This is a genomic window from Noviherbaspirillum humi, from assembly GCF_900188095.1.
Taxonomy (GTDB): domain Bacteria; phylum Pseudomonadota; class Gammaproteobacteria; order Burkholderiales; family Burkholderiaceae_D; genus Noviherbaspirillum; species Noviherbaspirillum humi.
The window spans coordinates 193,070-210,837 of the sequence record NZ_FZOT01000003.1; the positions used below are offsets into that span (position 1 = coordinate 193,070).

The 17,768-nt window shown below is 65.5% G+C and carries 19 protein-coding genes; 11 read left to right on the forward strand and 8 right to left on the reverse strand.

What is annotated here, in order from left to right:
* Window positions 1-366: 366 nt before the first annotated feature.
* Window positions 367-1,500, reverse strand: a complete 1,134-nt coding sequence (locus CHB88_RS07335; protein WP_089398850.1) for an aromatic ring-hydroxylating oxygenase subunit alpha — start codon at window positions 1,498-1,500, stop codon at window positions 367-369.
* A gap of 197 nt (window positions 1,501-1,697) precedes the next feature.
* Here CHB88_RS07335 and CHB88_RS07340 point away from each other — a divergent pair, with 197 nt between their 5' ends.
* Window positions 1,698-2,651, forward strand: a complete 954-nt coding sequence (locus tag CHB88_RS07340; RefSeq protein WP_176442364.1) for a LysR family transcriptional regulator — start codon at window positions 1,698-1,700, stop codon at window positions 2,649-2,651.
* A 46-nt stretch (window positions 2,652-2,697) separates the two neighbouring features.
* Here the strand turns inward: CHB88_RS07340 and CHB88_RS24290 are convergent, their stop codons facing one another.
* A complete protein-coding gene (locus CHB88_RS24290) occupies window positions 2,698-3,042 on the reverse strand; it encodes a CzcE family metal-binding protein (RefSeq protein ID WP_176442365.1) in 345 nt (114 codons plus the stop codon).
* Window positions 3,043-3,233: 191 nt separating this feature from the next.
* Between CHB88_RS24290 and CHB88_RS07350 the strand changes: the two genes are divergently transcribed.
* Together CHB88_RS07350 and CHB88_RS07355 are read left to right on the forward strand one after the other, a co-directional pair.
* Window positions 3,234-4,388: a DUF2863 family protein gene (locus CHB88_RS07350; protein ID WP_089398660.1), complete on the forward strand. Its 1,155-nt coding sequence runs from the start codon at window positions 3,234-3,236 to the stop codon at window positions 4,386-4,388.
* A 472-nt stretch (window positions 4,389-4,860) separates the two neighbouring features.
* The gene (locus tag CHB88_RS07355; RefSeq protein WP_089398661.1) at window positions 4,861-5,439 is read left to right on the forward strand and encodes an NnrU family protein; all 579 of its coding nucleotides are present in this window, start codon (window positions 4,861-4,863) and stop codon (window positions 5,437-5,439) included.
* A gap of 247 nt (window positions 5,440-5,686) precedes the next feature.
* Here CHB88_RS07355 and CHB88_RS25110 read toward each other — a convergent pair whose 3' ends face one another.
* Window positions 5,687-5,824: a hypothetical protein gene (locus CHB88_RS25110; protein WP_176442366.1), complete on the reverse strand. Its 138-nt coding sequence runs from the start codon at window positions 5,822-5,824 to the stop codon at window positions 5,687-5,689.
* 14 nt (window positions 5,825-5,838) lie between these two features.
* Between CHB88_RS25110 and CHB88_RS07360 the strand changes: the two genes are divergently transcribed.
* Window positions 5,839-6,075 carry a hypothetical protein gene (locus CHB88_RS07360; RefSeq protein WP_143131163.1) on the forward strand — a complete coding sequence of 79 codons (237 nt, stop codon included), beginning with the start codon at window positions 5,839-5,841 and terminating at the stop codon, window positions 6,073-6,075.
* Window positions 6,076-6,286: 211 nt separating this feature from the next.
* Entirely contained in the window at window positions 6,287-6,547 is a 261-nt protein-coding gene (locus tag CHB88_RS07365; RefSeq protein WP_089398663.1) for a hypothetical protein, read from the forward strand.
* 241 nt (window positions 6,548-6,788) lie between these two features.
* Here CHB88_RS07365 and CHB88_RS07370 read toward each other — a convergent pair whose 3' ends face one another.
* Window positions 6,789-7,712: a LysR family transcriptional regulator gene (locus CHB88_RS07370; protein ID WP_342745492.1), complete on the reverse strand. Its 924-nt coding sequence runs from the start codon at window positions 7,710-7,712 to the stop codon at window positions 6,789-6,791.
* Between the two features lie 103 nt (window positions 7,713-7,815).
* Here CHB88_RS07370 and CHB88_RS07375 point away from each other — a divergent pair, with 103 nt between their 5' ends.
* Both CHB88_RS07375 and CHB88_RS07380 read left to right on the forward strand, forming a co-directional pair.
* Window positions 7,816-8,793 (forward strand): Bug family tripartite tricarboxylate transporter substrate binding protein, encoded by a 978-nt coding sequence (locus CHB88_RS07375; protein ID WP_089398664.1) that lies wholly within the window; start codon window positions 7,816-7,818, stop codon window positions 8,791-8,793.
* Between the two features lie 39 nt (window positions 8,794-8,832).
* A complete protein-coding gene (locus tag CHB88_RS07380) occupies window positions 8,833-9,771 on the forward strand; it encodes a 2-hydroxyacid dehydrogenase (RefSeq protein ID WP_089398852.1) in 939 nt (312 codons plus the stop codon).
* A 39-nt stretch (window positions 9,772-9,810) separates the two neighbouring features.
* On the opposite strand, the gene CHB88_RS07385 is transcribed toward CHB88_RS07380, so the two are convergent.
* The 3 genes from CHB88_RS07385 to CHB88_RS07395 form a co-directional block, all read right to left on the reverse strand.
* Window positions 9,811-10,638 (reverse strand): transporter substrate-binding domain-containing protein, encoded by an 828-nt coding sequence (locus CHB88_RS07385; protein ID WP_089398665.1) that lies wholly within the window; start codon window positions 10,636-10,638, stop codon window positions 9,811-9,813.
* 94 nt (window positions 10,639-10,732) lie between these two features.
* The gene (locus CHB88_RS07390) at window positions 10,733-12,004 is read right to left on the reverse strand and encodes an MFS transporter (protein WP_089398666.1); all 1,272 of its coding nucleotides are present in this window, start codon (window positions 12,002-12,004) and stop codon (window positions 10,733-10,735) included.
* Between the two features lie 30 nt (window positions 12,005-12,034).
* Window positions 12,035-13,090 carry a LysR family transcriptional regulator gene (locus tag CHB88_RS07395; RefSeq protein WP_089398667.1) on the reverse strand — a complete coding sequence of 352 codons (1,056 nt, stop codon included), beginning with the start codon at window positions 13,088-13,090 and terminating at the stop codon, window positions 12,035-12,037.
* Window positions 13,091-13,264: 174 nt separating this feature from the next.
* Here CHB88_RS07395 and CHB88_RS07400 point away from each other — a divergent pair, with 174 nt between their 5' ends.
* The 3 genes from CHB88_RS07400 (at window position 13,265) to CHB88_RS07410 (ending at window position 16,319) form a co-directional block, all read left to right on the forward strand.
* On the forward strand, window positions 13,265-14,878 hold the full coding sequence (locus tag CHB88_RS07400) for an FAD-dependent monooxygenase (RefSeq protein ID WP_245844806.1): 1,614 nt from the start codon (window positions 13,265-13,267) through the stop codon (window positions 14,876-14,878).
* A 111-nt stretch (window positions 14,879-14,989) separates the two neighbouring features.
* The gene (locus CHB88_RS07405) at window positions 14,990-15,949 is read left to right on the forward strand and encodes a Bug family tripartite tricarboxylate transporter substrate binding protein (RefSeq protein WP_089398669.1); all 960 of its coding nucleotides are present in this window, start codon (window positions 14,990-14,992) and stop codon (window positions 15,947-15,949) included.
* A 172-nt stretch (window positions 15,950-16,121) separates the two neighbouring features.
* Window positions 16,122-16,319 (forward strand): hypothetical protein, encoded by a 198-nt coding sequence (locus CHB88_RS07410; protein WP_089398670.1) that lies wholly within the window; start codon window positions 16,122-16,124, stop codon window positions 16,317-16,319.
* Window positions 16,320-16,502: 183 nt separating this feature from the next.
* Here the strand turns inward: CHB88_RS07410 and CHB88_RS07415 are convergent, their stop codons facing one another.
* Window positions 16,503-16,811: a hypothetical protein gene (locus tag CHB88_RS07415; protein ID WP_089398671.1), complete on the reverse strand. Its 309-nt coding sequence runs from the start codon at window positions 16,809-16,811 to the stop codon at window positions 16,503-16,505.
* Between the two features lie 526 nt (window positions 16,812-17,337).
* Between CHB88_RS07415 and CHB88_RS07420 the strand changes: the two genes are divergently transcribed.
* A complete protein-coding gene (locus CHB88_RS07420) occupies window positions 17,338-17,745 on the forward strand; it encodes a DUF2721 domain-containing protein (RefSeq protein ID WP_089398672.1) in 408 nt (135 codons plus the stop codon).
* Window positions 17,746-17,768: the final 23 nt, after the last annotated feature.

Here is a 17,768-nt window from a genome sequence, read left to right on the forward strand (position 1 = left end):
TCGCGCGGTTTTATCGCGTCAATCGCTAGTTTATGGGAAACGCGCTCCCGCACGGCGATGCGAATGAATGATGGCGCCCGTGCTTCCGGGGTTGCGCTGCAGGCTACATGAGATAACGAGCCGGCCTGCCGGGTGGGGCGTGCCTCCAGCGGCGATGCAGGACGATGCAAATCGCCAGGCTACGCTCATGCAGCGGCTTCTGTCCGGTCGAACGCCGTGAAGCGGTGCGTGCCGCGAGGAGACCACAGGGGCGAAGACGCCCGGCGCCGCCGGGATTCGATCAAGCGGGGGTTGCGCAACGAGGGCGATGCGCCGCAGGCCGGAAACCGTTGCGCCCGCACCGCAGCGCCCGCCCGGTTGCCGATATCAAGCCGCCGCAGGCTGCTGCACGGCTGGCGCCGCCACGGCGCTTTCCTGCGTTGCGGGCGCGGCTGCCATCGCCTCTTCATTCGCCAGGCGCAGCAGGATCTTGCGCATCGCGATGCCGGGCCGGTCCGGTCCGAAGCTGAGTTCCTCGAAGGGCTCGGTCTCCTTCTCCACCGTTTCCTGGATCCAGTTCAGCGCGTCCACGTCTTCCTGGTAGGCGGTGGTGGACGACTCCAGCAGGAACCTGTCGGCGTCCGCATCGTCGAGGTTGCAGTCGCGGCTGTTGAACCACCAGTAGTGGATGGAGCCCTGGGTCTCCGGGGTGTAGATGTGGGTGATGGTGAAGCGGTACTCTTCCTTCTCGCCTTCGCGCGGCTCCTTGTTCACGATGCGGGCATGGGCATAGTGCAGCGCCGGGCTGGCGAAATAGCCGTCGGAGTAGCGGTCCACGTTCCTGTCGGTCAGGCGCATCGGCACGCCATAGATGTCCGGCGGCGGCGAATCCAGCAGGCTGCGGTACAGATGCACGACGTCGCCCTCGACATGCACCTCCATCTTGGACTTGGAATACTGCGGCGTGCCGATGCCGGTCTTGGCATGCAGGATGGGGAAGTGGGTCTGATCCAGCAGGTTCTCGTGCATGGCCACGTAATTGGTCTTCACATGGAACTGGCCGTTCACCGTCTTCCATCCCGGATCGCTCAGCCAGGGCGTCTGCGGGATCAGGGCCGGGTCGGCCTTGGCCGGATCGCCCATCCAGATCCATACCAGCGGTCCGCGCTCCGCCACGGGGTAAGACGCAATGCGGGCATGGGTGGGCGCGTTCGGCAGCGAAGGCATGAACACGCACTGGCCCTGGGTATTGAAGTTCATGCCGTGGTAGCCGCATACCACGTTGTCGCCATCGAGCCGGCCCTTGGAAAGGGGGAAATTGCGGTGCGGGCAGCGGTTCTGCATGATCACCGGCTTGCCGTCCTGGGTGCGGTACATCAGCACCGTCTTGCCGAGCAGGGTGCGCTCTTTCAGTTCGCGGCCGATTTCGCCGGCGAGCGCGGCGACGTACCAGCAATTCCTGATCAGCGGGGTGGTATGGTCGGCCATCTGCTGCTTGCGGGCCGGTGCGTTCTGCGTCATGTTCATCTCCTCGTCGGCGGGCTGGCGCCCTCGGTTTCATCAAGCCTGCGCGGTCTGCTGACGCCTGCCATGCCGCTCCCGTCGGGCAAGAGGCTGAAGCGGGACAGACCCCACTGTGATGACGTCATTTTATTAAGGAATTATTTGCCATGGTTGTGCCAATATTGAGTATCACTGAACTCGATTCGGCACAAATCATGGATTCCCTCCTCAATATCAAGACTTTCGTGCTGGTGGCCCGCTACGGCGGCTTCAGCGAGGCGGCGCGCCAGCTCGACGTGGTGCCCTCGGTCGTGGCCAAGCGCATCGCCCAGCTGGAAAAGGCGCTCGGCACGCGGCTGTTCGAGCGCACCACCCGCACCGTGCGCCTGACCGAGGCAGGAGAGAAGCTGAGCGCCCGGGCCGGCGTGCTGGTGGCCAGCTTCGAGGACCTGCTGCAGAGCGTGGAACGGGACGAGAGCCGGCTGGCAGGACACATCCGGCTGGTGGCGCCGACCACGCTGACGATGCTCTATCTGGGGCAGGTACTGGACGATTTCCTCGCCCGCCACGACCGCATCACGCTCGAAATCGCGCTGCAGGATGATTCGGTGAACCCGGCCGAACGCGGCTTCGACCTCGCCATCAGCGGCAGGACGGCGAGCTATGAAGGCGTGGTGGAGATTCCGCTCTGCCCGACGCGGGTGGTCGCCTGCGCCGCGCCGGCCTATCTGGGCGACCGCGGCCGGCCGGCGCATCCGGCGGAGTTGAGCGACCATGCCTGCCTCGCCTTCAAGCCCTCCGGCCTGAACTGGGCTTTTCAGAGCGCCCGCGGCCTGATCCACGTCGACATCGCGCCGCGCCTGCTGGCCGACGACAACATGACGCTGCTGCGCGCCGCCGTGGCCGGCCTCGGCATCGCCATCCTGCCGCTCTACATCGCGCGCAACGCGCTCGCCAGCGGGGCGCTGGCGCCGGTGCTGGACGGCTACCCGCCGCAGGAGAACTGGTTCAAGGCCTATGTGCCCAAGCGGAAGCGCCAGGTGGCGCGGGTGGCGGCGCTGGCGGATTGGCTGTCGGCCAGGCTGCAGGCGGCCGACTGGATCGATGCGGTTCCGGCCATCGCGGACTGGCATCCGCAGGCGCCGCGACGGCCCGGCCGGCAGCCTTGATGCCTGCCGCTGCGGATGGCGCGATGCGACCGGTGCCCGATGAAAGCTAATTCCTGGAACGGGAATCGCGGCCGAAGAATTTGCGGTAAGGCGAGACATATGCGGTGACCTGGTGATCCACCATGCCCGGCGGCAGCACCCGGTCGAGTTGGACCGGCCAGTAGTTCGGATCGTCGAAACTGTAGACGAAGGAACGGCCGCCGCTGACGAAGGTCACGTGGTCGCCGAGGGCCACGTTCACGGTTCGGGTGGCGGGCGTCAATTCGAGCGCATACATCGCTGAATTGCTGGGCGAGTCGATCACGGCGGCGCGGTCGGGAGCGGCGCACGCGCACAGCAGGATGGCGCATGTAGCCAGGTTCGCCATCCGAAGAAGGTGGGGGTAAGTCATGTCGGCTCCGAACGGAGTGTCGGTACATGCTTGGATGCGCCGGCTCGCGGGCAGTTCTGCCGGGCCAGTCGCGCTGGCCGCAGTCAGCTGAAATGGTTTAGGATGAGCCCCTTTTTCCGCAACCGGCAAGGGGGCGGCCGGAATTCCGGCCATCTTCCCGCGTCTCACGCCTATCCTCCGAAAACATCTCCATGAGCAAGAAAAAACAGCCGCCCACTTCCGAGTCCAGCCCCGCCATCGATCCGCGCAATGAATCCCTGGCCGATCAGCTGGTGGCGCTCGCGCTCGACCTGCGCGACACCGGCGACTATGCAGTGCTGAGCGACGACATGAAGAAGGCGCGGGCCGAGCTGCGCAAGGCGATCCGCATCTGCCTGAAGGAGCAGCGCGAGCCGGCGCTGGCCGAGGCGCTGGAGCGCACCTACGAGGAAGACCTGCAAGCCCATGTGGTGCTGCGCGCAAATGTGGAAGCGCTATCGCAGAACGTGATTTTCCGCCGCGACGGCGGCAAGGATGTGGAGGTGGATGCCTTCGTCGTTCCCCTGCTGGTCCAGACCGCCGGCGGCCTGCGCAGCGACCAGTGCTTCCAGGACGAGGAAGCCTTCGAGCGGCTGCGCGACAGCTTCCAGGAAGAGGGCCTCGAAAGCCGGAAGGCGCGGGTGGTGCTGGTGAGCCATGCCTACCATCCGGAAGAGATTCGGCGCATCGGCTATTGCCAGCTGCATGCCATGGTGCATGAAGCCAGCGACGCCATGAGCCGCAAGCGGGCCACGGCGGCGGATGCGATCGCCCGCAGCCTGAGCGGCTGGCCGCCGTCGGAGTTCGCGCCGGAGGACAAGGCGCTCGAATTGCGCTTCCTGCTCGGCTTCTCGCTGAAGGCGCTGGACGATCCCTTTTACCAGGTGCCGGAAAAGGAGGCGGCGGCCGACCGTTATTTCGAGGGGCGCGCCGAGCGCTTCCGCCAGTGGTCGCAGCGGGTGACGCCGCTGCTGCAGCGCTGCCTGGTGACCGACGGGCGCGAGGCGCGTATCGATTTCCTCTACCAGGATCTTTTCCACGGCGGCAAGGCCGCCGCCCAGGCGGAGCTGGACATGCTCGGCCTGCTGGCGGAGGTGCAGCAGATGCTCGAAGCCGGCGGCGTGACGGCCGAATCCGCCCGAGCGCAGCTTGAACTGGCGGAAGGCGACGACGGCCCGGTGCTGCGGGTGAGCTTGGCCGCGGCGGACGGCGCAGCGCTCGGGGAAGTGGAGCAGCCGCTGGATCCGGCGCAGGCGCCGGAAGGCGCGATTGCCGACATGGAGGACGCCCTGATGTCGATCGGCATTGCCAGCATCCAGGTGGTGTAGCGCAGGACGGCAGGAAGGATGCCAGAGGGATGCTTGCGAAAGCGGCATTCTATTGGGAGCCGCATCCAGACTGGCTGCGAAGCGGTGTGAACCCGCTTACCCACAATGTTATCAACAGGAAATGTGGATATCCCGATGTCTTTTATAAGACATCCTTCAATTGATAAGAATAGATAAAAAAAAGGCCCGGTGGCCTTGCGGCGACCGGGCGAATCCAATTCAAGAGAATCAGAGGAGACAGGGGAATCATAGCCCAGCTCAGTTATATTTCAAAATAACAATTCATGATTACAGGCATTCATTCCGAAAATAACTATGGCTTTTACTGTTTTTGAATATTCCTCATGACAGTTGGCCTCGCCATGCGTTAATTTCTCACACTGTCATTGCAATTTATGCATCTTGGCAAAGACATTTGCCTTCGTGAGCTGGGGCGGATGTTGGACCGAAGCCAACAGGAAAGGAACCGGCGATGGAAACGTTTCTGCTCGGACTGGCCATTTTCGTCGGCATCCATTCGATCCGTATCGTCGCCGACGGCTGGCGCAGCCGGCAGATCGAACGCTTTGGGGCCGGCCCATGGAAGCTCGTTTATTCAGTCGCTTCTCTGGTGGGGCTGATGCTCCTGGGGCGCGGCTACCAGGCGGCGCAGCAGGCATCCACCGTTTTCTGGATGGCGCCGCCGGGCCTGCGGCATGTGACCGCGCTGCTTACGCTCGCAGCGTTCATCCTCGTGGTGGCGGCCTATGCCAGCAACAATGCAATCAAGCGCCGCGTCGGCCATCCCATGGTCCTCGGCATCGCCCTGTGGTCGCTCGGCCACCTGCTCGTCAACGGATCGACCGCGGAGATCATCCTATTCGGCGGCTTTTTCATCTGGTCGACGGCTTCCTTCATCGCCGCGCACCGGCGCGACCGTGAAGCGGTGGCGGCGGATGCGCCAAACAGCGCGGCGGCGACCGCCGCGACGCTGATCATCGGCGTGGCCGCGTGGGCGGCATTTGCCTTCTGGCTGCATCGGGTGCTGATCGGCGTACAGCCGTTGCCCTGAAGCGGGCGCGTTTTACCCAAACCCCGGTGGACTGCCGCCCCCTGTTCGGCGACGCCCCGGGAGCGCGTGAGGATCGGGTTTTCAGGGAGGATGTCGTCGAAGGCGTTTTCCACAGATTTTGTGGATCAGCCTGTGCATAAGCCTTGGGCAGGTAAGCCAAGTCCTTCTGGCAAAAGGGTTATTTGCGGCAGCGCGAAGAACGGTCCGTACCGGGGAAAGCAGGGATCGCGGGGCGTGACGGCGTGGATCAGAACAGGCGGCTCAAGGCAGCGAGGCCATACTCGACACCTGCTGAAATCTCTTCGAAAAACAGCAGCAGGGTCGAAATTCCGACGTACACGAAATCGTCCTTGTCGGTGTTTCCCTGCATGTCAAGTTTTCCCATGATGCTCCCCCCTCTTGCAAATCCTGGAAAAGACGAACCGGTTGCGTGACGCGCGGGCCGCCGGCGGCCCTGTGTGCATCTCGAAGCAAGAAGAAGGCCTGCGGCATTACGTCCGGAACGGCGCGTCGAAAAAAGTGGTTCCGGTCCCTGCCATCGCGATGCAATCGTTGCCCATCATGATGCAGCAGGCCCGCACCCTCGGATTCGCGCGGGATGGCGCAAGGGCAGGTCCGGCCGACATACTGGATTAAATCAAAGGGCAGTCCCGCGATACTGGCACGCCGGTCCGCCGTGTGCAATAACACGTAATGGGTATGCCGACCCCGGCATCGTCGCCACCATGCCGGGCAGCGGCATTGCCGCAAGGCGGTTTCATTGTGTAACGCCGCTGACAGAATGTTAAATGCAGCAACCTCGCCCTCTCCCATCCCTCACAATCGTACAACCGCTGGAGGAGCCATCATGAAACGAGAGGAAATCCTGGGCCGCCTGAAGACGCTGCATGTGGTCGGAGGCGATCTTGAAGGCATCGTGCAAGCCTATGCATCCGCCATTTCGGATCTGCAGGAGAAACTGCCCGCGTCAAGCGTGAACGATCTGATAGTGCTGACCGCCGCCCTGTATCGGGAAGCGCGCCACCATGGCGGCGACGAAGCCCATCTGCCGAGCTTGTTGAGGGATGCCTATTCCACCACGACGGCGCTGGGACGGCGGTTGATGTGAGGGAGCGGCACGCCGGCGCGTGCCGCGGCGAAGAAGCCCGCCGCGACGGGTGGGCTTGAATCTGGTGCTGGTATTATTGCCGACCGCCAGCTCCGGTGGACTTCGTATCTCTGACAACGAGTGCCGCAATCATAGGCGCTCGCAGACTGTGCGGCTTATGCCGGATCAATGAAAGGCCGCTTTCTCCGCCCTGCGCGGCGCGGCGTATCCGAGACGCACGTGTGCGCCGTCGCCACTGGCTTCAGATCTTCGCGCCAGTCATGTGCTGCGCCTTGCCCGGGCCGCGCAGATATTCGCCGGCGAAGCGCCGCACCACATCGAGCGCTGGATTGCGGTGCGCGGGATGCCACGCCAGATAAAACTCCGCAAACATATCCCGTCGCCACAACGGCCGGAACGTCACCTTCTCGAAGCCGAGCCGCTGCGCCGACGCCGGCACGATCGCCATGCCGATGCCGGCGCGCACCAGCGCCAGGATGGTGTGCGTCTGGGCGATGTGCTGCACATAGCGCGGACTGATGCCGGATGCCGCATACAGATTGACGATGCGGTCATAGAAGTACTTGCCCTCCTTCGCCGCGTACATGATGAAAGGCTGATCGGCCGTGTTCTTGAGCTGAATGCGCGCCTTGGCGGCAAGCGGATGTCTGTCGGGCAAGGCCAGCAGCAGCGGCTCCCGCACTGCCAGCTCGTAGGAAAACGCGGTCTCAACCCCGAGCGGCCGCACCAGCGCAAGGTCAATCGCATGGGATGCGAGCGCATCGAGCTGGTCCGCCGACACCATCTCTCGCAGCACGATGTCGATGTCGGCAAAGCGCTTCTGCGCCGCCGCGATCAATTCCGGGATCAGCGCATAGCCGGCCACCGCGGTATAGCCCAGCACCACCTGCCCCGCTTCCCCGCCCGAGACGCGGCGGGCATTCGCTGCCGCCGCCTCCGCCTGCGCCAGCAAGGCGCGCGCATCGCGGTAGAAAGACTTGCCGGCCGCCGTGAGATGCACGCTGCGGCTGGTGCGCTCCAGCAGCGTCACGCCGACGGCGTCTTCCAGCAACTGGATCTGCCGGCTCAGCGGCGGCTGCGTCATGAAGAGGCGCGCGGCGGCGCGGCCGAAGTGCAGTTCCTCGGCGACGGCGACGAAGCACTTCATCTGGAACAGCTCGATCACCGATTCAATTCCTGAATTAAAAGATTCATTTTATAGCTTAGACTATTATCGATGCGCTTCCTATAATCGGTCCATCTATTCATTACATCAGGAGACGACCGGCATGAAGCGCACCTTCCTCATCACCGCAGCCGTGGCGGCCGCCAGCTTCACGGCCCTCGGCCCCGCCCATGCGGATGCCCGCTATCCGGCCAAGCCGGTGACCATGGTGGTGCCCTTCCCGCCCGGCGGCGGGACCGATGCCGGGGCGCGGCTGATCGCGCAGCAGCTCTCCAAGCGCTGGGGCCAGTCGGTCATCGTCGAGAACAAGCCGGGCGCGGCCGGCAACATCGGCGCCGAGGCGGTGGCGCGCGCCGCGCCGGACGGCTACACCCTCCTGGTCGGCAATGTCGGCACCCAGTCCATCAACCAGTCGCTGTACAAGAAGCTGTCCTTCAATCCGGATACCGCCTTCGCGCCGGTTTCGCTGATCGCCGAGCTGCCGCTGGTGATGCTGGTCAATCCGAACGTGCCGGCGAAGTCGCCGAAGGACATGATCGCCCTCGCCGCCGCCAAGCCCGGCGAGATCGCCTACAGCACCTCCGGCGCCGGCAGCGCCATGCACCTGGCGGCGGAACTGTTCGCCGATGGCGCCGGCGTCAAGCTCATGCACGTGCCGTACAAGGGCGGCGGCCCGGCGGTGCAGGACGTGCTCGGCAACCAGGTGCCGATGACCTTCGCCACCGTGTTCGAATCCAGCGGCCACATCAAGGCCGGCAAGCTGCGCGCCCTGGCAGTCACCGGCGACAAGCGCAGCCCGGCGCTGCCCGAGGTGCCGACCATGGCGGAGGCGGCCATCCCGGGCTACAACTCGATTTCCTGGATCGGCGTGCTGGCGCCGGCCGCCACGCCGCCCGCCATCGTCGACAAGATTTCCGCCGACATGCGCGACGTGCTGAACCAGCCGGAAGTGAAGGAGCGCCTGCTCGGCCTCGGCGCCACGCCGGCCGGCAATACGCCTGCGCAGTTCCGCGCGGTGATCGAGGCAGACAAGCGCCGCTATGGAAAGCTGATCCGCGACAAGAGCATCTCGCTGGACTGATCCGCTTCGCCCCACGCTCCAAACTTGAAGGGCAACATCATGAACAAGACCATCCTCCAGCACGGCAGATTGTTGCCCAGCCTCGAAGCCGCGCTTGCCGGCGAGTTCGACATCCATCCGCTCTGGGCCGAGTCCGACCCGCAGGCCTTCCTCGCGCGGCACGGCGGACGCTTCGCCGGCTTGGTGACTTCCGCGCAGGTGGGCGCGGATGCCGCACTGATGCGAGCCCTGCCCTCGCTGAAGGTGATTTCCAGCTTCGGCGTCGGCTTCGACAAGATCGACGTCGATGCCGCGCGCAGCCTCGGCATCCGCGTCAGCAACACGCCCGACGTGCTCAACGACTGCGTGGCCGACCTGACGCTCGGCCTGATCATCGATGCGGCGCGAGGCCTGTCCGCCGCCGATCGCTTCGTGCGCCGCGGCGAATGGCAGCAGGGCCGCTTCCGCCTTGCCACCCGGGTCACCGGCAAGCGGCTCGGCATCGTCGGCCTGGGCCGCATCGGCCGCGCCGTCGCCAAGCGCGCCGCCGGCTTCGACATGGAGATCCGCTACACCAACTCCCGCCCCGCCGAGAACGCGCCCCATGAATTCATGCCGGCACTGCGCGACCTCGCCGCCTGGGCCGACTTCCTGGTGGTGACGGTGGCCGGCGGCGCCGGCACGCATAAGCTGATTTCCGCCGACATCCTGTCCGCCCTCGGCAGCAAGGGCTTCCTGATCAATGTCTCGCGCGGCACGGTGGTGGATGAGGAAGCGCTGGTGCGGGCGCTGGCGACCGGCGGGATAGCGGGCGCCGGCCTCGATGTCTTCGTGGATGAGCCGAACGTTCCGCCGGCGCTGCTGGAACTCGACAACGTGGTGCTGCTGCCGCACATCGCCAGCGGCACGCATGAGACGCGGCAGGCGATGGCCGACCTGGTGCTGCAGAACCTGCGCGGCTATTTCAACGAGGGTGCGCTGGTGACGCCGGTGGCTTAGGCGACGCCGGTGGCTTAGGCCTCGCCACGCCCATCATGCTCAAGGCGAGGGCGCCAGCGTGCCGCGCAGCCCGGCACGCTTGGTGGCCGCTTCCAGCTCGCCGTTTGCCTGCACATCGCGGATGAAGGATTCGAGGTAGGGCTTGCCGGCGGAGCGGCCTTTCGGTATCGCCGGCGCCAGGTGCTCTGCGCCCCAGCGGCCGTCGAGCACGCGAGTGCCCGGCGCCCGCTCCGCCATCTCGAACAGGATGCCCTTGTTGGTGGCGAAGGCATCAATCTCCCCGGCCAGCAAGGCGTTCCTGGCCGCATCCAGATTGGGAAACGTCCTGATCCTGGTCTGCTTCAGGCGCGCGCCGAGCACCCGTTCCGACGAACTGCCCTGGCTGACGCCTATCGTGGCGCCGGCCTGGTCCATCGCCTCCACGTTGCCGATGCGCGAACCGGGCCGGGCCAGCACGCCGAGTTCCAGGTCCACCAGCGGCCGTGCGAAATCGACCAGCTTCGCCCTTTCCTGGCTGGCGTTAGTGATGGTGAAATCCGCCTCGCCGCGCTGCAGGGCGGCGACCACTTCCGCGACGCGCGGATAGACCACGACTTCCGACGGCACGCCCATCGTCCTGGCCAGCGCCCGGCCGATGTCGACGGTGACGCCCCGCATGGACTCCGGCGCCGCCGCCTCCACCAGCGAGGTCGGGCTGCCGGGATAGACCGCCACCCTGAGCGTGCCGGTGGGCGCCAGCGCCGCGCGCTCGGCATGCGGCGCATGCGTGGCGCATCCGGCAAGGAGAGCGCCCGTTGCCAGCAGGCCGAGGATGAAACGCCGCCTGGGAGCGGCGGAAGCCGGATGGCAAGCCGGTATCGCTTTCATGCGTTTCCTCGTCCTTCTTGGTCGATGGATCCGGCGGGATGCGCCGTGATCGATTGGCAGTGGCCGTTCAAGCGCGGCCCCTTCGGTGCGGCCGTCACGCCCTGCCCGCCTGAGCCGCCAGCGGCGCCGCCCGCAGCATGAAGCCTTTTTCCGGCAGGCGCAGCGAGAGCACGGCAGCCGCCAGCAGCAGGCCGCCCGAGGCGCCGAAGGCGATCCAGTGGCTGCCGAAGGTTTCGAAGCCCCAGCCGCCGAGCCAGGAGCTGAGCATGGCGCCGATCTGGTGCCCGAGGTAGGCGGTGCCGTAAAGCGTGCCGACCAGGCGCACGCCGTAGACGTCGGCCAGGATGGCGGAGGAGGAGGCGATGCTGCCGGCCCACACCATGCCGCCGATGGCGGCGGCGAGATACAGCTCCCAATGGGTGCCGACCAGCAGCAGCGCGAAAAAGCCGAGGCCGCGGATGAAGTAGATGGTGGCGAGGATGTTCCGGCGCGGCAGGCGGTCGGAGATGCGGCCCAGGATCAGGGTGCCGAAGATGGCGACGAAGCCGATCACGCCGATGCCGTAGGAACTCGTCATTGCATCGAAGCCATGGTCCATCAGCATCGGCACGCCATGGGTGCCGAGCAGGTTCATGCTGAAGCCGCAGGCGAACAGGCCGAGGAAAATCTTCCAGAACGGCCCGGTCTTCACCGCCTGGCCGAAGCGCAGGGAATCCGCCGCCGTCGCCTTCGCATTGCCTGCGGCGGCGATCTGCTCGGGCAGCAGGTCCGCATGGCGAGGCGCCTCGTCGCGGATGACGAACAGCGCCGATGGCAGCACGACCGCGACGAAACCGGCGGCGAAGCCGAGCAGCGTGTGCTGCCAGCCGAAGGCGTCGATGGCCCAGGTCAGCACCGGCGTCATCACCGCCATGCCGGCCATGGAGCCGGTGGAGAGGAAGAACAGCGCCATGCCGCGCTGCCGGGTGAACCAGCGGCTGATGACGGGCGTCAGCGCCACCGGGCTGGTGAAGGCGAGGCCGACGGACATCGCCACGCCGAAAGACAGCAGGAACGTCGCCGGCGTGCGCGCCATGACGGTCCAGACGGTGGCGGCGACGACGATCGCCGCGCCGGTCAGCAGCACCGCGCGCGTGCCCCAGCGTCCGACGAGGTAGCCCGCCAAGGGCATGGCCAGCCCGTAGCACAGCATGCCGATGGCGATGATGCCGGCCAGCAGGCTGCGGCTGAAGCCAAGGTCCTGCGCCATCGGCAGGAAGAACGGCCCGATGCCGAGCCGCATGCCCACCGTGAGCAGGGTGAGCAGCGTTGCCGCCGCGACCACGTTCCATCCGAAATACCAGCGGCTGCCCGTTGCCGTGCGCATCGTTCGTCTCCTTGTTGCGATGCCTCGATATTACCCAACTTGCCCTGCGCGCGTGCGGCGCGGGCGGTGGCCGAATGCAGCCGCCGGCCTTGCTTTCCTTTCCTCTTCGGGCAGCAGGATCATGCCGGACGCGGCCTCGCGCGAGACGCGGCGCAGGTGGTCGCGGAAGAAATCGGCGAAGCCGGCGGCGGCCGGCGACAGGCTGCGGCCGGTCCGCGCATGCAGCGCCACCACCCGGTCCAGCTGCGGCCGCAGCAGCGGGCGGCCTTCCAAGCCAAACGCTTCAGCAAGGGGCCGCACATACTCGGCGGCGAAGGTGATGCCGAGGCCGGCCCGCGCCATGCTGAGGGCGGCGGTGATGTTGGTCACCCAGCGCCGGGTGATGCCGGCATCCGCCAGGGAACGTTCGACGACGCCGGCGCCGAGATGCTGCCTGATCGCCGGCACCATGCGGGTGGAGAAATCCATGGCGGGAATGATCAGGTCGGTGCGCAGCATCTGTTCCCACTCGATGCGCGGCTTGCGCGCCAGCGCATGGCCCGGCGCGCACCAGGCCCGCACCGGGCTCCTGAACAGCGGCTCGGAACGCACCGCCGATCCCTGCTCCGCATCCTGCAGCGACTCCGGGCCGATGATGTAATCCACCTCGCCGTTGCGCAGCGCATGGAACATGGACGACGCGAGCGTGATCACCAGCTGCACCTCGATGCCGGGCCGCGCCTCGCGGTAGGCGGCGATGGCCGGGACGATCAGCGAGCAGGCGGTGGCTTCGGTGGCGCCGACGCGCACGACGCCGCGCTTGAGCATGGCGATGTCGGAGGCGTTCTGCACCACGTTGCGAAACTCCTCCAGCAGCTTCAGCGCCAGCCGATGGAATTCGCGTCCCGACTCCGACAGCACCACCTGGCGCGTGGTGCGGTCCAGCAGCCGGAAGCCGATCTCTTCTTCCAGCTCCTTCACCGTCAGGCTCAGCGCCGACTGGGTCGAATGCAGCGCCGCGGCGGCGCGGGTGAAGCTCTGGTGCTCGGCGACGGCGACGAAGGCGCGCAACTGCTTCATCGATACGTTCATGCTGGCCGGGTTCACTTTTTCACCGTGATGGTTGGTTTCGAAGATTCATATGATATTCCGAATGAATTGATTTGAATTATTCGTTTGCCTCGACCATGGCGTTCTTGGTCTAATGCGTTCATCGAAACGAAAGAATGCATCCCGACGGCCATGCATCCCGGCCGCCGGCAGGCGTTGGAGGAGACTAAATTGACACTGAAGACAGACGTGCTGATCGTCGGCGCCGGGCCGGTCGGCCTGACACTGGCGATCGACCTCGGCAAGCGTGGCATCGACTGCATGCTGATCGAGAGCAAGGAAGCGCCGCAGTTTCTTCCCAAGATGGAACGGGCCAATGCCCGCACCATGGAGATGTACCGCCGCATCGGCCTGGCGGACAAGATCCGCGCCGCCGGCCTGCGCGGCGACTGCCCGATGGACGTATATGTCGCGCTCAGCCTGAAGGAGCCGCCGCTGCTGCGGCTGCGCTATCCCTCGGTGGATGAAGCCAAGGCGGACTGCCGCGTCACCAACGATGGCAGCTCGCCGCTGGAACCCTACCAGCTGATCTCCCAATACTCGCTCGAGCCGCTGCTGAAGTCGGTGGCGGAAACCCTGCCCTCGGTGCGGGTACGCTACGGCAACGAACTGACCGGCTTCGAGCAGGATGCGGATGGCGTCAGCGCCACCATCACGCGCGGCGGCGAGAGCCAGAACGTGCGCGCCACCTATATGGTCGGCTGCGACGGCGGCGCCAGCTTCGTGCGGCGCCAGCTCGGCATCAAGCTGCGCGGTGAAGGCGGCCTGATGGAACTGCGCCAGGCGCTGTTCTACTGCCCCGACCTGTTCGAGCGGCTGCCGCACGGCAACGGGCCGGGACGCGGACGCCACTATCACATCGCCGACGACAAGGCCACCTTCCTCATCATGCAGGATTCGACCAAGCACTGGACGCTGCATGCGGTGGTCGGTTCCGACGAGGAGATGAAGGCGCAGTTCGAGAAGGCGGTCGGCTTTCCGGTGGAGTACGAGATGCTGTCCTGCGCGCCCTGGCGCCAGAACCTGCTGCTGGCCGACCGCTACCGCGACCGGCGCGTGTTCCTGGCGGGCGACGCCGCCCACCTCGTCATCCCCACCGGCGGCCTCGGCATGAACACCGGCGTCGGCGATGCCTTCGACCTGTCCTGGAAGCTGGCCGCCACGCTGCAGGGCTGGGGCGGCGCGAAGCTGCTCGATTCCTACGAGCACGAGCGGCGCCAGGTCGGCGAGCGCAATATCGGCGCCTCCCGCTATGCGTCCATCGGCCGCCGCAAATGGCGCTCGATGTACCGCCCGAACATTCGCGACAACACGCTGGAAGGACGGCAGACGCGCGAGATCCTGGCCCGCACCGCCGACGTCGAGCAGCGCAAGACCAACGAGATGATCGGCGCCGAGATGGGCTACCGCTACGTCGATTCGCCGATCATCATGGATATCCCCGGCGGGCCGGAGCACCTGTTCCGCGAATATGTGCCGACCACCTGGCCGGGAGCGCGGCTGCCGCATGTCTGGCTGGACGATGGCACGGCGTTGCAGGACCGCATCCCTGAAGGCTACACCCTGCTGGTGCTCGGCGGCAGCCGCGCCGACGTCGCCGGACTGCAGCAGGCCTTCCAGTCGCTGCAGGCGCCGTTCACCGTGCTGAACATGCCGGACCAGGTGGCGCGGGAAATCTACGGCTTCGACCTGATCCTGCTGCGTCCCGACATGCATGTGGTCTGGCGCGGCCAGCAGCCGCCGGAGGATCCCGCCTTGGTGGCGAAGGTGGCCACCGGCCGCTGATGCCGCGGGCGGCAGGCGTCCGGCGCGAAACGGGCCTGGCATCCTGTATCGGCGCATCGTTCAGGCTTGAGCGATGCGGCAGCGCATGTGGGCAATCAAGAGGAGACAGACATGGATAGGCGAAGAAGAGACGTGCTGCGACTGGCCGCCGCGACCGGACTGATGGCCGCCGGCGCGGCGCGCGCGCAGTCGAACATGCTGCGCATGGTGGTGCCGCTGACGCCGGGGACGACGCCCGACACGATCGCCCGCGCCATCGGGCCGGTGGTGCAGAAGCGCCTGAACATGAACTACATGGTCGAGAACAAGCCGGGCGCCTCGGGCATGATCGGCATGAAGTACGTCGCCCAATCGAGCGATCCCGCCATGCTGATGGTGGTGCCGGCCACCACCGTCACGCTGCCTCTCTTCTACAAGGGCGTGGACTTCGATGTGCTGCAGAGCTTCACCCCGGTCACGCAGGCGGTATCGAGTTCCTTCGTGCTGGCGGTGCACAAGGATGTGCCGGCGCGGAACCTGCAGGAGTTCATCGCCTGGGCCCGCGCCAGGTCCGGGCTGTTCTATGCCTCCCCCGGCAGCGGTACCCACCACCACCTGTTCATGGAACTGCTGCTGCAGGCGATCGACGTCAAACTGGAGCATGTGCCCTACAAGGGCTCCGCGCCGGCGGTGAACGATTTCCTCGGCGGCCAGGTGCCGACCATGTTCCTGCCGATCCAGGTGGCGGTCCCGTTGCGCAATGCGGGCCGCATCAAGATCATCGGCGGCTCGCTGCGCGACCGGCATCCCGGCTTTCCGGAAATCCCCTCGCTTCAGGAACAGGGCGCGAAAAACTACCATGCCGATCCCTGGTTCGCCGTCTGGGGCACGCCGAAAATGCCGCCGGATACCGTCGAGGCCTATCGGCAGGGGATCATCGCCGCGCTCAACGATGCGGCGGTGAAGGAAAACCTGTCGAAGCAGGGCCTGATCATCAAGACCAGCACGCCGTCGGAGTTGCTGGCCATGACGAAGGAAGAATCGGCGATGTGGAGCCGGCTGACCAAGGCCATCAACATCAAGCCGGAGTGAACGCGACCGACGGCGAAGTCTCGCTGCATGTCCTCGAAGCCTGGCCGCATGCTCCTCGCCATGTACGGTAGATGACATAGCCGGATCGGCGCCGACGCTTCGAGGCGGCGGCGGGGATGCACCGGGATGTGGCATGGAGATTGCTGCTTCTTCTGCAAACAGGAGATCAGCGATGAAGATTAACCGTGCGAAATACTATCCGGTGAACCTCGATACCAAGGAAGTCCTGCTGGCCCCTCAGGATGACGAACAGGCGGTGCGGGACAAATATCACGGCCTGACGGTGCGCTACCTGGCCATCCGGGGCGAGAAGCTGTTGAAGCACAAGTGCTATCAAGCCTTCAATTACATCGAGGTGAAGGCGGCCTGAACAGGAAAGCAGGTTGCCGCCGGCCGAAGCGCACTCCGCAGGCGCGGATCGGCACGCAGCGAACGCCATGCGCAGCCGCCTGCCGCTTCAAAGAAGACCCTCCCTTCACCACCCAACCCCGCGCGCTTGGTAACTTTTATCAACGCATGCTGTAGTAAGCACCCATTGTCTTGCTCGTGACGGTCAGCGCCGGAAGCCGTGGCCCGGCCGGTTCGGTGCGCCCTGATGCGAATGCCACGCGCCGCCATGCGGATGGAAGTGATGGTGATGCGGCCAGGCGCGATAGAAAGGCGCCGGGCGAAAGGCAGGCCCATAAGGCGCATAAGGGCCATAGGGCCCGTAGTAGGGTGCCGCATAGGGATAGCCGGAACTGATGACGGCGCTGCCGTACGCCGGCCCGCTGTCGACCGGAACGGCGACGCACCCGGCGAGCAAGGCCGGCATGGCGAGTGCCAGCCAGGCTTGGCGCCGTCTCGGAGCACGCATCGTCATGTCCCCTCCGTCGGTGTCCACAATCGTCCTTCATTCATTAAAGGCAGCAGCGCAGGTAGCGGCAAGCCGGTTTTTGTAACGATTTATGCAGAGGCGCCTTGCTGCGCATGGTCGGCAATGCGGCTGGCGCGGCCATCATTCGTGCCGACGCTTCGCGGAAGAAGAGCATCAGGCACGTGAATACCGCTTATGCGATCCCTGTATTGGACAGGCCCGACACCCGCCTTTAAGATGCACTTGTCTCCTCTGATTCTCCTTGAATTGGATTTGCCCGGCCCCGCAAGGCGCCGGGCTTTTTTCTTTGCGCTCGGGGAATAGGGGCAGGTTTCCGCATCCGCCTCATGCGCGCGCAACATCGGGTCGCCATTTCCGCCGGAAATGGCCCATATGGAAAATATCAATTAGCAACACCTGAAGCCCGCACGTATATTACGGCGGTGACGAGAGCGTCCGCCGGCCCGTGCCTCGAGACTGCCGGCAACCCTCGATCCATCGCACTGCGCGCTCAACCCGACCTAGCCACGCCATGAACCTGACCACCCCCGTCCTGGTTTTTCCCGCCATCTCGTTGCTGCTGCTGGCCTACACCAACCGCTTCGTGGTGCTCACCCAGGTGATACGCCATCTGCACAACCAGAACCAGAACAATCTCACCGAGACCGTGGCGCGCCAGATCGCCAACCTCGGTCTGCGCCTGCGTCTCATCAGGCGCATGCAGGCGCTCGGCGTGCTCAGCTTCATTCTCGCCGCCAGCGCCATGTTCCTGCTGTTGCTCGAGTTCGAGCGCACCGCCCAATACCTGTTCGGCGGCAGCGTGGTGCTGCTGATCGGATCACTGTTCTTCTCGCTGTTCGAGATCCTGATCAGCACCAATGCGATCGAGATCGAACTCAAGGTGATCGAGGCGAAGATGTCCCGCGGCGAGCTGGGCTGACCGTGTTCCCAGATGCCTGATCA

Bases quoted from the DNA above. Each gene is read 5' to 3' on its own strand.
- CHB88_RS24290 (WP_176442365.1), bottom strand. From the start codon at position 3,042: ATGACTTACCCCCACCTTCTTCGGATGGCGAACCTGGCTACATGCGCC.
- CHB88_RS07410 (WP_089398670.1), top strand. From the start codon at position 16,122: ATGAAGATTAACCGTGCGAAATACTATCCGGTGAACCTCGATACCAAG.
- CHB88_RS07420 (WP_089398672.1), top strand. From the start codon at position 17,338: ATGAACCTGACCACCCCCGTCCTGGTTTTTCCCGCCATCTCGTTGCTG.
- CHB88_RS25110 (WP_176442366.1), bottom strand. From the start codon at position 5,824: ATGGGAAAACTTGACATGCAGGGAAACACCGACAAGGACGATTTCGTG.
- CHB88_RS07390 (WP_089398666.1), bottom strand. From the start codon at position 12,004: ATGCGCACGGCAACGGGCAGCCGCTGGTATTTCGGATGGAACGTGGTC.
- CHB88_RS07405 (WP_089398669.1), top strand. From the start codon at position 14,990: ATGGATAGGCGAAGAAGAGACGTGCTGCGACTGGCCGCCGCGACCGGA.
- CHB88_RS07355 (WP_089398661.1), top strand. From the start codon at position 4,861: ATGGAAACGTTTCTGCTCGGACTGGCCATTTTCGTCGGCATCCATTCG.
- CHB88_RS07340 (WP_176442364.1), top strand. From the start codon at position 1,698: ATGGATTCCCTCCTCAATATCAAGACTTTCGTGCTGGTGGCCCGCTAC.
- CHB88_RS07335 (WP_089398850.1), bottom strand. From the start codon at position 1,500: ATGACGCAGAACGCACCGGCCCGCAAGCAGCAGATGGCCGACCATACC.
- CHB88_RS07365 (WP_089398663.1), top strand. From the start codon at position 6,287: ATGAAACGAGAGGAAATCCTGGGCCGCCTGAAGACGCTGCATGTGGTC.
- CHB88_RS07415 (WP_089398671.1), bottom strand. From the start codon at position 16,811: ATGACGATGCGTGCTCCGAGACGGCGCCAAGCCTGGCTGGCACTCGCC.
- CHB88_RS07350 (WP_089398660.1), top strand. From the start codon at position 3,234: ATGAGCAAGAAAAAACAGCCGCCCACTTCCGAGTCCAGCCCCGCCATC.
- CHB88_RS07385 (WP_089398665.1), bottom strand. From the start codon at position 10,638: ATGAAAGCGATACCGGCTTGCCATCCGGCTTCCGCCGCTCCCAGGCGG.
- CHB88_RS07375 (WP_089398664.1), top strand. From the start codon at position 7,816: ATGAAGCGCACCTTCCTCATCACCGCAGCCGTGGCGGCCGCCAGCTTC.
- CHB88_RS07380 (WP_089398852.1), top strand. From the start codon at position 8,833: ATGAACAAGACCATCCTCCAGCACGGCAGATTGTTGCCCAGCCTCGAA.